This window comes from Pseudomonas sp. LBUM1660, assembly GCF_059695935.1.
In genome coordinates this window covers 585,978-598,001 of the sequence record NZ_CP166795.1, presented here as the reverse complement: position 1 = coordinate 598,001, position 12,024 = coordinate 585,978, and the positions used below count along the sequence as shown (strand labels likewise).

Here is a 12,024-nt window from a genome sequence, read left to right as displayed (position 1 = left end):
GGATAGACGGCAATTGCAAGGACTCAGCTCAATATGGAGATGGTCCCCAGGTATTTCAAGGCGCGCGGCAGATTGTCGCAATCCAGGCTGTCCAACCAGTGTAAATCAGCCCAACTGCGCAGCCAGGTGAACTGACGCTTTGCCAATTGGCGCGTGGCAATGATTCCACGCTCCTGCATTTCGGCTTGGGTCAGCTTGCCATCCAGGTAGTCCCAGACTTGTCGGTAGCCTACCGCACGTATAGACGGCAACCCTGAATGCAGGTCACTTCGCTTACGCAGGGCTACGACCTCGTCAATGAATCCCTGTTCCAACATAACTGTGAATCTTTGTTTAATTCGCTCGTGCAGTACCTGGCGATTTGCCGGAGCAATGGCCAAGTTCGCGACAGTATAGGGCAATTGTTGCAGTCCCGAAGCGGCTGCTTCAGTACTTTGCGCACTTTGTCTCAGTCGCAGCTCGGTCATGCTCTGACCGCTGACGCGATAAACTTCCAGCGCTCGACTGAGCCGCTGCGGATCGTTCGGATGAATTCGCGCCGCCGAAACCGGATCAATGAGCGCCAATTGTTCGTGCAGGGCTTGCCAGCCAAGGCGTGCAGCCTCTTCTTCGATCTGCGCACGAACCTCGGGATCGGCCGCCGGCATTTCTGCCAGTCCTTCGACCAAAGCCTTGTAGTAGAGCATCGTGCCGCCTACAAGCAGCGGAATTTTGCCCCGCGAAGTGATCTCGGCCATCGCCTCAAGCGCATCACGGCGAAAATCCGCCGCCGAATAGCTCTCGGCCGGGTCAAGAATATCGATCAACCGGTGCGGAAACTCGGCCAGAATCTCTTTCGAAGGCTTGGCGGTGCCGATGTCCATGCCGCGATAGACCAGCGCCGAGTCGACACTGATCAGCTCGCAAGGCAGCACTTTGGTGAGTTCGATCGCCAGATCAGTCTTGCCCGCTGCGGTCGGGCCCATCAGGAAAATCGCAGGTGGGAGCTGGCTCATCAACGACCGCGCAAGAACAGTTTGTCCAGATCGTCCAGGCCCAATTGGGTCCAGGTCGGTCGGCCATGGTTGCATTGACCGCTGCGCTCGGTGTTTTCCATGTCCCGCAGCAGACCGTTCATTTCCGGCAGCGCCAGACGCCGGTTCGCCCGAATCGCGCCGTGACAGGCCATGGTGCCAAGCAGTTCGTTGAGGTGCGCCTGGATACGGTCACTGGTGCCGTATTCCATCAGATCGGCCAATACATCACTCACCAATCGATTGGCTTCGGCTTGCTTGAGCAAGGCCGGGATCTGCCGGATCGCCAATGTTTCCGGGCCAAGTCGCTGCAGTTCGAAGCCCAGACGCTGGAACCAGGCGACGTTTTCTTCGGCACAATCGCCTTCGCGCTCACTCACCGCCAACGATTCCGGCACCAACAGCGGCTGGCCGCTCAGGCCTTCGCTGGCCATGGCGATTTTCAGGCGCTCGTACATGATCCGTTCGTGGGCCGCGTGCATGTCCACCAGCACCAGCCCTTGGGCGTTTTCCGAAAGAATGTAGATGCCTTTGAGTTGCGCCAAGGCGTAACCCAGCGGTGGAATATCGTCCTGCCCGGCCGGAAGTGCAGCTGCGTTGGCTTCTGGCAGCGGCGCAAAAAATTCCTTGTACGCAGCCTGAGCCTCAGCCGCCGGCACGCCGGACTGAGGACGTGGCGTGTATTGATACTGATAACCGGCGCCAGCGCCCGAGCCCGCCAGCGTATTGAACGACGGTTGTGCCTGCGGCTGCTCCAGCAACGCGTTGGCCGCCAGGCGCATTTCACCCTGCGGACCGAACTCGCCCGCATCGATACCGCTCGGTCGAACGATCGCCGTCGCCACCGGTGCAGCCAGATGATCATCCGGACGCACGTCGCCCAAGGCGCGGTGCAAGGTGCCGTAGAGGAAGTCGTGAACCATGCGCCCGTCACGGAAGCGTACTTCGTGCTTGGTCGGGTGCACGTTGACGTCGACACCGGCCGGATCGACTTCGAAAAACAGCACGAACGTCGGGTGCCGACCATTGAACAGCACGTCGCGATACGCCTGGCGCACCGCGTGGGCCACCAGTTTGTCGCGCACGGCACGGCCGTTCACAAAGAAATACTGCAAATCCGCCTGGCTGCGGTTGAACGTCGGCAACCCAACCCAACCCCACAAATGCAGGCCATTGCGCTCGATCTCGATCGGCAGCGCCTGCTCCAGGAAACCCGAGCCGCAAATCGCCGCCACTCGCCGCGCGCGGGCAGCGTCGTCATGTGCTTCATGCAGGCTGAGGATGGTCTTGCCGTTGTGGCGCAAATGAAACGCCACGTCGAAACGCGCCAACGCCAGCCGCTTGATCACTTCTTGCAGGTGATCGAATTCGGTTTTTTCGGTCTTGAGGAATTTTCGCCGCGCCGGGGTGTTGAAGAACAGGTCGCGGACTTCCACCGAGGTGCCCACAGGATGGGCTGCGGGTTGGACACGAGGCGCCATGTCCCGGCCTTCGGTCTCGACCTGCCAAGCCTGATCGGCATCCTTGGTCCGGGACGTCAGGGTCAAACGTGCCACGGAGCTGATCGAGGCGAGTGCTTCGCCGCGAAACCCGAGGCTCATGACCTGCTCGAGGTCTTCCAGGTTGCGGATCTTGCTGGTGGCGTGTCGCGCCAGGGCCAGCGGCAAGTCATCGGCCGAAATGCCGCTGCCGTCATCGCGCACCCGCAGCAGCTTGACACCGCCCTGTTCCACATCGACATCGATACGCTTGGCGCCGGAGTCGAGGCTGTTTTCCAACAGCTCCTTGATCACCGAGGCCGGACGTTCAACCACCTCACCGGCGGCAATCTGGTTCGCCAGTCGCGGGCTGAGCAGCTCGATGCGAGCCGTGTTGGACAGCACCTGATTCATTCTTTGGACGCCAGTTCTGTGCCGGGAATGGTCAGGGTCTGACCGATTTTCAGCTCGTCGCTTTTCAGGTTATTAGCGCTGCGCAAGGTGGCCGGAGACACCTGGTAACGCACGGCAATCATCGCCAGCGTCTCGCCCGGGTTTACCCGGTGGTCACGCGGGCCTTGGGCGATCTTGCCGGAATCACGCAGCCAGGCGATGTAGGTGCCCGGTGGCGGGTTCTGCTGGAAGAACTGGCGCACGCCGCTGCTGATCGAACGCGCCAGCGCCTGCTGGTGGTTCGCCGCAGCTAGCTTGGAGGCTTCGTTGGCGTTGGAGATGAACCCGGTTTCCACCAGGATCGACGGGATGTCCGGCGACTTCAACACCATGAACCCGGCCTGCTCCACGCGCTGTTTGTGCAGCGGCGTGACGCGACCGATGTTGCTCAAGACTTTTTGGCCAACGTTCAGGCTGGACGTCAGGGAGGCGGTCATCGACAAATCAAGGAGCACACCCGCGAGCATGCGGTCCTTGTCGTCGAGGCTGACGTTGCCGGCACCGCCGATCAAGTCGGAACGGTTTTCGCTATCGGCCAGCCAGCGGGCAGTCTCCGAGGTTGCGCCGCGATCAGACAGAGCGAACACCGACGCACCGAACGCTGCAGTCGAAGGGGCGGCATCGGCGTGGATCGAGACAAACAGGTCGGCGCCTTTTTTGCGGGCGATTTCGGTACGGCCGCGCAATGGAATGAAGTAGTCGCCGGTGCGGGTCAGTTCGGCGCGGAAGCCTTTCATGCCGTTGACCTGACGCTGCAGTTCTCGGGCGATGGCCAGCACCACGTCTTTTTCACGCTGACCGCGAGAGCCCGAAGCACCCGGGTCTTCGCCGCCGTGGCCGGCGTCGATCACCACGATGATGTCGCGTTTGCCGGCAGGCGCAGGCGGCAGCTTCACTGCGGGCTCTACCGGAGTCACCGGCACCGGGGCCACCGTCGCGACGTTGGTCGGCACCGGTATAGGTGCGGCATCGGCGGCGTTATCGAACAGGTCGACCACCAGGCGATTGCCGTACTGGGCGTTTGGCGCCAGGGTGAAGCTTTTTGGTGTGACTGCTTTTTTCAGGTCGATGACCACCCGCAGGTCGGTCGGCGTGCGTTGAGCCGAGCGCATGGCGGTGATCGGGGTATTGGCGCTGTTGACGTTCAGTGGCGCACCAAGGGTGGCGCCATTGATGTCGATCACCAGCCGATCCGGGGAGGTCAGGGTGAAAACACTGTGCTGCACCGGCCCCGTCAAGTCGAACACCAACCGTGTGTTGTCCGGCGCCCGCCACAGGCGCACGCTGTTGACCTTAGTCTCGGCCACAGCGTCGACGGTCACCGCCAAAAACAACATCCCTACGGCAGCTACCATCGCGCGAAAGCGCATACCTGACCCCATCATTTAATTGGTTTCCAATGCCAAAGCGGCACACCACGACTCGCCGCGCGAGCCCTGGGACAAAATTTTCAGCGAACGCCCGCTGTCTTGCGGGCTAATGGTAATGGTCAGGTCGGGCTTTGGCAAAAAGCCTGCACCCTTCTGGGGCCATTCGATCAGGCACATCGCGTCGTCTTCGAAGTAATCGCGGATGCCGAGGTACTCCAGCTCTTCCGGATCGACCAGTCGATAGAGGTCGAAATGGAAGGCCCGGATGTCACCGATCTCGTAGGGCTCGACCAGGGTGAATGTAGGGCTCTTTACTGCTCCGACATGCCCCAGACCACGGATGATGCCCCGTGACAGCGTGGTTTTCCCCGCCCCCAGATCGCCCTCCAGAAAAATCAGACCGTGCCCTTGGGTGGTTTGTGCGATGCGTGCGCCAAATGCGGTCATCGCCTCTTCATCGGCCAGGTACAGGGTTACTTCAGACACGGTGCTTGCTCCTCCAACAACTGACGAATGGCTGGGATCAGATCACTGGCCGCCAGCCCGCGGCCCGATTTACCTTGTTGCGCGCCGGCATTGGCGTGCAGCCAGACCGCCAGGCAGGCGGCGTCGAACGCGGCCATGCCCTGGGCCAGCAATGCGCCGACCAGACCGGCCAACACATCCCCCAACCCCGCGGTGGCCATGGCTGGATGCCCCTGATGACACAACGACAGGCGCCCATCGGGGCTGGCGATGAGGCTGCCGGCGCCTTTGAGAATCACAACAGCTGTATACTTTTTGCTCAACGCGCGAGCCGCAGCCGGGCGATCAGCCTGAACCTCGGCAGTGCTGATCCCCAGCAACCGCGCCGCCTCACCCGGATGCGGCGTGATCACGCAGTCGGTGGGCAGGCTCACGTGCTTCGAAGCCAGCAAATTCAACGCATCGGCGTCCCAGACTTGCGGCAACGGCGCGTTGGCCGCCGCCGACAAAAGGCTGCGCCCCCAGGCAGCCTGACCCAGGCCCGGGCCGACCACCAGCACGGAAACCTTTTGCAGCAGTTCCATCAGTTGATTGGCCGACGAAGCCCCCAACACCATGGCCTCGGGAATTCTCGCCAACGCCGCCGGGACATGCTCATTGCGCGTGGCCACAGACACCATGCCCGCACCACTGCGCAACGCGCTCTGTGCGCTCAGCAAAATGGCACCGCCGAAGCCACGATCACCGCCGATCAGCAAGACGTGGCCGAATATACCTTTATGGGCGGTTGGCGCACGACCCGCCAGACGCGGCAAATTGCCGGCTGTCAGACGACGGGCATCAACGGCAACCCCATTAAAAGACTCGGCGCTGGCTTGCAGATCATTGAACACCAACTCACCGACCACATCCGCCGCGTCGCCCGTAAACAGTCCCAACTTCAATCCAATGAACGTCACAGTCAGATCAGCTCGAACAGCGGTGCCCAATATGCGCCCTGTATCGGCGCACAATCCCGAAGGGATATCCACCGCCGCCACCGACAATCCACTGGCGTTGATCGCAGCGATCGCGCTGGCGAAGGGCTCTCGCACTTCCCCGGTCAAACCGGTGCCGAGCAAGGCGTCCAGCACGATCCCACGCAATTCCGACTGCGCAGTGAAGGTTTGAACCGCAATGCCCTCGGACACAGCCTCGGCATGAGCCAGCGCCGCATCGCCCTGCAAACACTGGGGATCACCGGCCGCCAGCACCCGGACATGCCAACCGGCACGCCGCGCCAGCACCGCCACCAGATAACCATCGCCCGCGTTATTGCCGTGACCGGCCACCACGCTCAATTCATTCGCCGACGGCCACTGACGGACCAGCGCACGCCAGGTCGCTCGCGCTGCGCGCTGCATCAATTCGAAGCCCGGCGTGCCGGCCGCGATCAGGTTCGCATCGAGGGCTCGCACGTGCGCGGCACTGTACAGCGCGTCGGGTAAATCATCTTTAGTGTGCGGCATGCGTCTTCGGGCTCCGATGTCTGGCAGAATTATACGCACCTCAGCTCCGGTTTCTCTCGCCTCATGCCCGCTATTACTACAGACCTGCCCGCCCTCGCCCAATCCATCAAGGACTGGGGCCGCGAGCTGGGCTTTCAGCAAGTCGGCATCAGCGGCCTGGACCTGGCCGAGCATGAGCAGCACCTGGAGCGCTGGCTCGCGGCCGGCTACCACGGCGAAATGGACTACATGGGCGCCCACGGCAGCAAACGCTCGCATCCCGAAGAGCTCGTCCCCGGTACGTTGCGCGTGGTTTCCCTGCGCATGGACTACCTGCCCGGTGACACCCAAATGGCGCAATTGCTGGCGCAACCGGAAAAAGCCTACGTATCGCGTTATGCCTTGGGCCGCGATTACCACAAATTGATCCGTAAACGTGTGCAACAACTGGCAGAAAAAATTCAGGCGGTCATTGGGCCGTTCGGCTACCGCGCCTTCGTCGACAGCGCGCCGGTGCTGGAAAAAGCCATCGCGCAAAAGGCCGGCCTGGGCTGGATCGGCAAAAACACCCTGGTCTTGAATCGCAAGGCCGGCAGTTACTTCTTCCTCAGCGAGCTTTTTGTCGATCTGCCGCTGCCGGTCGATCCACCGCACAGCACCGAACATTGCGGCCGCTGCACGGCGTGCCTGGACATTTGCCCGACCAACGCCTTCGTCGGCCCGTATGTGCTGGACGCCCGGCGCTGCATCTCTTACCTGACCATCGAGCTGAAAAGTGCGATCCCCGAAGACTTGCGCCCGTTGATCGGCAATCGGGTGTTCGGTTGCGATGACTGCCAGATCGTCTGCCCGTGGAACCGCTTCGCCCGCCCGTCCGGCGAAAGCGACTTCAAGCCACGGCACAACCTGGACAACGCCGAGTTGGCCGAACTGTTCATGTGGGATGAGGACAGGTTCCTCAGCAGCACCGAAGGTTCACCGCTGCGCCGTGCCGGTTACGAGCGTTGGTTGCGCAATCTTGCGGTGGGATTGGGGAACGCGCCGTCGAGCATTCCGGTGTTGGAAGCGTTGAAGGCGCGCCGCGACTATCCCTCGGAACTGGTACGGGAACATGTCGAATGGGCGCTGAAACAACACGCCGACCGTCAAGCCTCGTCGTTATAAACGAACTTAGGCATTTCCCAGTGGAAACGGATCGCCAGCAACCGCAGCAGGAAGCCGCCAAACAAGGTGACGAGAATCGCCTGTTCGCCGGGCAATTGCAGGTAAATGCAGAGCATGTAGCACCACGCTGCAGCGAACGAGACGCTAGCGTAGAGTTCGCGGCGGAAGATCAGGGGGATGTCGTTGCAGAAGATATCGCGCAGGATGCCGCCGAAAACCCCGGTGATCACGCCACTGACCGACGCCACCAGCATGCCGTGGCCCATTTCCAGCGCAGTCATGCAGCCGATCAGGGTAAATGCCACTAGCCCCACGGCGTCGAGCACCAGAAACAGCGAGCGCAAGTGGCGCATCCAGCGTGCGGCGAAGACGGTGAACATCGCCGCGATCGAGGTCAACACCAGGTATTCCGGGTGTTTGACCCAAGTCAGCGGATAGTGACCGAGCAACACGTCACGCACCGAACCGCCGCCGAGCGCCGTGATGCACGCGATCAGCACCACACCAAACCAGTCCATGCCTCGACGGCCGGCGGACAGGGCACCGGTCATGGCTTCGGCGGTGATGGCGATCAGGTAGAGCATCAGCAACATGGTGGCGGTCCTTGCAGAAAGGCGCGCAGTCTAGCCATTTAGTCCCGGCACCAAAAGAGGGCGATCACCCACGAAGACCGAGTCGACTGCTTCGCGGGCAAGCCTCGCTCCTACGTGCACAACGCAGATCCCGTAGGAGCCGGCTTGCTGGCGATGGCGTACTCAAGGGCCCCATCGCCAGCAAGCCGGCTCCTACAATCCGTATTCCAGACTTAGAACTTGATGAAGTGCTTGCGGTAGTGCTGCAACTCGGCGATGGATTCGCGGATGTCGTCCAGGGCCAGGTGGGTGCTACCCTTTTTGAAGCTATCGCGCACGTCCGGCGCCCAGCGTGCGGCCAACTCTTTAAGAGTCGACACGTCGAGGTTGCGGTAATGGAAGTAGCTTTCCAGGGATTTCATGTGGGTATAAAGGAAGCGACGGTCCTGGCAGATGCTGTTGCCACAGATCGGCGACTTGCCCTTCGGCACCCATTGCTCCAGGAAGGCGATAGTTTCGGCTTCGGCCTCGGCCATGCTGATGCGGCTGTCGCGAACGCGCTGGGTCAACCCGGAGCCGCCGTGTTGACGGGTATTCCACTCATCCATGCCAGCGAGAATCTCGTCGCTGTGGTGAATGGCGATCACCGGCCCTTCGGCCAAGGTGTTCAAGTCACTGTCAGTGACGATGGTGGCCATCTCGATGATGACGTCGGTATCAGGGTTCAGACCGGTCATTTCCAGGTCGATCCAGATCAGATTCTGCGGGTTTTGCATGTGTCGGCTCCTAGGCAATGCTGCGCAGTTTAGCCTAGGGCGGCGCCCGGGCGTGCTAAACTCGCGGCCGTTTTACCTAATCGCTGCATTCTTGATACGGAACACCCATGGCCAAACGCCAACTCAATCGTCGTCAAAACTGGCGCATCGAAAAGATTCAGGGCGAACGCGCTGCCCGCGCCGCCAAACGCGAGTCCTCAGCTGTCGAGGCACTTGAAGGTGGCGACCTGGGTCCGGAACAGACGGGCCTGGTGATCGCGCACTTCGGTGTGCAGGTCGAAGTCGAAGCGCTCGATGGCGATTTGGCGGGTCAGGTGTTCCGCTGCCATTTGCGCGCCAACTTGCCTGCACTGGTGACCGGCGATCAGGTGGTCTGGCGTGCCGGCAACCAGGGCATCGGTGTGATCGTGGCGCAACTGCCGCGTAAAACCGAACTCTGCCGTCCAGACAGCCGTGGTCAGCTCAAGCCTGTTGCCGCCAACGTCGACATGATTGTCATCGTCTTCGCCCCGCTGCCTGAGCCTCATGCGAACTTGATCGACCGTTACCTGGTGGCTGCTGAGCACGCCGGCATCCGGCCACTGCTGTTGCTCAACAAATTCGACCTGATCGACGAGCAGAACGCCCCCGCGCTGAATGCCTTGCTGGCGGTTTACCGCACGCTGGGTTACCCGGTGCTGGAAGTCTCGGCGCACCATGGCAATGGCATGGAGCAATTGCAGGCACAACTGGACGGGCACATCAGCGTGTTCGTCGGCCAGTCCGGCGTCGGCAAATCCTCGTTGGTCAACACCCTGTTGCCTGAAGTCGAAGCCCGTGTCGGCCCGCTGTCCGAGCTGTCTGGCCAGGGTACCCACACCACCACGACCGCTCGGTTGTTCCACTTCCCCGGTGGCGGTGAGTTGATCGACTCCCCGGGTATCCGCGAATTCGGCCTGGGCCACGTCAGCCGCGCCGACGTCGAAGCCGGCTTCATCGAGTTCAACGACTTGATAGGCACCTGCCGCTTCCGCGATTGCAAACACGACCGCGAGCCGGGTTGCGCCCTGCTCAAGGCCCTGGAAGAGGGTCGCGTGCAGCAGCAGCGGATGAACAGTTATCGGTCGATTATCGCCAGCTTGCCCGAAACCAGCTACTAAACAGACACTCCAGCCGCCCCGATGCAGACGGGGCGGCGGGTTGTTCGTTGCGACCTGCAAATCCCCCCGTCTTTTAAACGTCAGACAGCTCTGTAGGACATTTGCGCGCCTGCTTGAAGGACCCGTCTCTTTAACCGCGCAGACCTTGTTGCGGCCATCCAAGTGCATACATTCAAGCCCTCTTCGCATTCCGGCGATACCGAGGGACATCCATGCAAACCTACCATTTGTTCATCAGCCATTCGTGGAACTACCCCCACGCCCACGACAACCTCGTGCGGCTGCTCAACGCTAAACCCGGCTTCACGTTCAAAAATTTTTCGGTGCCGCCGGACAACCCGATCATCGGCGCGAAAACTGACAAACAGCTGGAAGAAGCCATCGAAAACAAGATCCGGCCCTGCTCGGCGGTACTGATCATGGCGGGGATGTATTCGACCTACAGCAAGTGGATCAACAAGGAAATCGAGATCGCCAAACGAATGGGCAAGGTGATCATTGCTGTCAAACCCTTTGGTGCGGAGCGGATTTCTGCCGTAGTGCGCCAGGCCGCACATGCCGAATGCGCCTGGAATACCAACAGCATCATCAGTGCCATTCGCACTCACGCGGCGGGTTGAACCATGCGCAAGGGATTGTTCATCGGGATCAACCATTACGCCCACGCCTCCCCGTTGAGCGGATGCAATAACGACGCGATGGCCATGGCCTCGGTGCTGGAGCGTCACGCCAACGGGCGGCCGAACTTCAGCAGCAAGGTGCTGACCTCAGCCGAAGACGACCTTTCGCTGACGGCCATGAAGCAGCACATCCAAAGCCTGTTTTCCGGCGATTGTGATGTGGCACTGCTGTATTTCGCCGGCCATGGCCAGTTCGATACCAGCATCGACGAAGGGCTGCTGATTCCTCAGGACTTTGCACCGGGTGGCGATGGCATTCGCATCAGCGACATATTGAGTTGGGCGGACAACGCCCCCCACATCAAGAACAAAATCATCATCCTCGACTGCTGCCAGGCCGGCGCAGCCGCAGCGATGCGCGGGTTACGCGGCGGCAACAGCGTCATCGGCGAGGGCATGACCATCCTCACCGCCTGCAAAAAAGACCAGGTTGCGCTCGAGGGTCGCGGTCACGGCGTGTTTACCGATCTGCTGCTGCAAGCGCTGCACGGCGGGGCCGCCAATGTGCTGGGCAAGGTCACTCCCGGCAGCGTGTATTCATTCGTCGACAATGCGCTGGGCGCGTGGGAACAACGGCCGGTGTTCAAGACCAATGTCTCGCAATTTGTCCCCTTGCGCGAGGTCACGCCACTGATCGCCGAAGAGACCCTGCGCAAACTCAAGGACTGGTTCCCGGAGCCCAGCCATGTCTTTGCACTCGACCCCAGCTACGAACCCACCGAAACATCGTTCGACCCGGACCACGGTGAAGTCTTCGCTCAATTGCAAAAATGCAATCGCCACAGCCTGATCGAACCGGTGGACGCCGAGCACATGTACTACGCCGCCATCCATTCCACCGGCTGCCGCCTCACGGCCCTGGGCGCCTATTACCGCGAACTCGCGATCAAGGGACATTTTTGATGCCAGTGTTTATCAGCTACCGCCATAGCGATCGGCCACACGCCATCGCCATCAACACCCGTCTGATTCAGGCCAACATCAAGACCTACTTCGACGTGCTGGATCCGGAGTCACAGACCACTGACGACATCACCGGGGTCATCACCCGCAACATCACTGCGTGCACGCATCTGATAGCAGTGGTGTCGGACAAGACCGCGCTGTCTTGGTGGGTACCGTTCGAAATCGGTGAAGCGACCATCAGTAACCGACGGATCTGCTCATTCAAGACAGAGCCGGCGAAACTGCCTCTGTACCTCGATAAATGGCCAAAGCTCAGCACCGACAAGGATCTGGAGTTTTTTATTGATGCCTATCGAGAAGAAGTGACGACCAAACGCTCAATGACATTGGATTCGATCAACGACTCCCTATACGGCACTTACAGACGCAATGCCGAACTGTTCCACGACCAGCTCAAAAATCGCATCCGGCGCGGTTTCTGACAGGCAAAAAAAAGCCGCGATCATCTCGCGGCTTTTTTC

At 60.8% G+C, this 12,024-nt stretch carries 12 protein-coding genes; 5 read left to right on the top strand and 7 right to left on the bottom strand.

Going from position 1 to position 12,024, the window contains the following annotated elements; translation table 11 throughout:
- Window positions 1-23: 23 nt before the first annotated feature.
- Genes miaA through ACA068_RS02750 form a run of 5 tightly spaced genes read right to left on the bottom strand, consistent with a single transcriptional unit; the run spans window position 24 to window position 6,287 of the window.
- Entirely contained in the window at window positions 24-995 is a 972-nt protein-coding gene (gene miaA / locus ACA068_RS02770; protein ID WP_497310530.1) for a tRNA (adenosine(37)-N6)-dimethylallyltransferase MiaA, read from the bottom strand.
- A complete protein-coding gene (mutL, locus tag ACA068_RS02765) occupies window positions 995-2,893 on the bottom strand; it encodes a DNA mismatch repair endonuclease MutL (RefSeq protein WP_497310529.1) in 1,899 nt (632 codons plus the stop codon). The genes miaA and mutL overlap by 1 nt, the downstream gene beginning before the upstream one ends.
- A gap of 8 nt (window positions 2,894-2,901) precedes the next feature.
- Window positions 2,902-4,281, bottom strand: coding sequence for an N-acetylmuramoyl-L-alanine amidase (locus tag ACA068_RS02760; protein ID WP_403106319.1), 1,380 nt, complete (start codon window positions 4,279-4,281; stop codon window positions 2,902-2,904).
- 48 nt (window positions 4,282-4,329) lie between these two features.
- The gene (gene tsaE, locus ACA068_RS02755) at window positions 4,330-4,800 is read right to left on the bottom strand and encodes a tRNA (adenosine(37)-N6)-threonylcarbamoyltransferase complex ATPase subunit type 1 TsaE (protein ID WP_403106167.1); all 471 of its coding nucleotides are present in this window, start codon (window positions 4,798-4,800) and stop codon (window positions 4,330-4,332) included.
- Window positions 4,788-6,287 carry an NAD(P)H-hydrate dehydratase gene (locus ACA068_RS02750; protein ID WP_497307419.1) on the bottom strand — a complete coding sequence of 500 codons (1,500 nt, stop codon included), beginning with the start codon at window positions 6,285-6,287 and terminating at the stop codon, window positions 4,788-4,790. Before ACA068_RS02750 ends, tsaE begins: the two co-directional genes overlap by 13 nt.
- 63 nt (window positions 6,288-6,350) lie before the next feature.
- Between ACA068_RS02750 and queG the strand changes: the two genes are divergently transcribed.
- Window positions 6,351-7,430: a tRNA epoxyqueuosine(34) reductase QueG gene (gene queG, locus ACA068_RS02745; protein WP_497307417.1), complete on the top strand. Its 1,080-nt coding sequence runs from the start codon at window positions 6,351-6,353 to the stop codon at window positions 7,428-7,430.
- Here the strand turns inward: queG and ACA068_RS02740 are convergent.
- Both ACA068_RS02740 and orn read right to left on the bottom strand, forming a co-directional pair.
- Window positions 7,412-8,023, bottom strand: coding sequence for a trimeric intracellular cation channel family protein (locus tag ACA068_RS02740; protein WP_497307415.1), 612 nt, complete (start codon window positions 8,021-8,023; stop codon window positions 7,412-7,414). The genes queG and ACA068_RS02740 overlap by 19 nt on opposite strands.
- A 212-nt stretch (window positions 8,024-8,235) precedes the next feature.
- Window positions 8,236-8,778: an oligoribonuclease gene (gene orn / locus ACA068_RS02735; protein ID WP_008048058.1), complete on the bottom strand. Its 543-nt coding sequence runs from the start codon at window positions 8,776-8,778 to the stop codon at window positions 8,236-8,238.
- Window positions 8,779-8,885: 107 nt separating this feature from the next.
- On the opposite strand from orn, the gene rsgA reads away from it, so the two are divergent.
- The 4 genes from rsgA (at window position 8,886) to ACA068_RS02715 (ending at window position 11,985) form a co-directional block, all read left to right on the top strand.
- Complete coding sequence (gene rsgA, locus ACA068_RS02730) at window positions 8,886-9,917, top strand: small ribosomal subunit biogenesis GTPase RsgA (protein ID WP_074873186.1); 1,032 nt, start codon at window positions 8,886-8,888, stop codon at window positions 9,915-9,917.
- A 212-nt stretch (window positions 9,918-10,129) separates the two neighbouring features.
- The gene (locus ACA068_RS02725) at window positions 10,130-10,537 is read left to right on the top strand and encodes a TIR domain-containing protein (protein WP_497297159.1); all 408 of its coding nucleotides are present in this window, start codon (window positions 10,130-10,132) and stop codon (window positions 10,535-10,537) included.
- A gap of 3 nt (window positions 10,538-10,540) precedes the next feature.
- Window positions 10,541-11,500, top strand: coding sequence for a caspase family protein (locus tag ACA068_RS02720; RefSeq protein WP_497307413.1), 960 nt, complete (start codon window positions 10,541-10,543; stop codon window positions 11,498-11,500).
- Entirely contained in the window at window positions 11,500-11,985 is a 486-nt protein-coding gene (locus ACA068_RS02715) for a toll/interleukin-1 receptor domain-containing protein (protein ID WP_497307411.1), read from the top strand. Before ACA068_RS02720 ends, ACA068_RS02715 begins: the two co-directional genes overlap by 1 nt.
- Window positions 11,986-12,024: the final 39 nt, after the last annotated feature.

What these genes read in the sequence shown, in the direction of transcription:
- rsgA (WP_074873186.1), top strand. Translation starts at nt 8,886, where the DNA reads ATGGCCAAACGCCAACTCAATCGTCGTCAAAACTGGCGCATCGAAAAG.
- ACA068_RS02760 (WP_403106319.1), bottom strand. Translation starts at nt 4,281, where the DNA reads ATGTTGTTTTTGGCGGTGACCGTCGACGCTGTGGCCGAGACTAAGGTC.
- ACA068_RS02720 (WP_497307413.1), top strand. Translation starts at nt 10,541, where the DNA reads ATGCGCAAGGGATTGTTCATCGGGATCAACCATTACGCCCACGCCTCC.
- ACA068_RS02740 (WP_497307415.1), bottom strand. Translation starts at nt 8,023, where the DNA reads ATGTTGCTGATGCTCTACCTGATCGCCATCACCGCCGAAGCCATGACC.
- ACA068_RS02725 (WP_497297159.1), top strand. Translation starts at nt 10,130, where the DNA reads ATGCAAACCTACCATTTGTTCATCAGCCATTCGTGGAACTACCCCCAC.
- ACA068_RS02715 (WP_497307411.1), top strand. Translation starts at nt 11,500, where the DNA reads ATGCCAGTGTTTATCAGCTACCGCCATAGCGATCGGCCACACGCCATC.
- orn (WP_008048058.1), bottom strand. Translation starts at nt 8,778, where the DNA reads ATGCAAAACCCGCAGAATCTGATCTGGATCGACCTGGAAATGACCGGT.
- ACA068_RS02750 (WP_497307419.1), bottom strand. Translation starts at nt 6,287, where the DNA reads ATGCCGCACACTAAAGATGATTTACCCGACGCGCTGTACAGTGCCGCG.
- miaA (WP_497310530.1), bottom strand. Translation starts at nt 995, where the DNA reads ATGAGCCAGCTCCCACCTGCGATTTTCCTGATGGGCCCGACCGCAGCG.
- queG (WP_497307417.1), top strand. Translation starts at nt 6,351, where the DNA reads ATGCCCGCTATTACTACAGACCTGCCCGCCCTCGCCCAATCCATCAAG.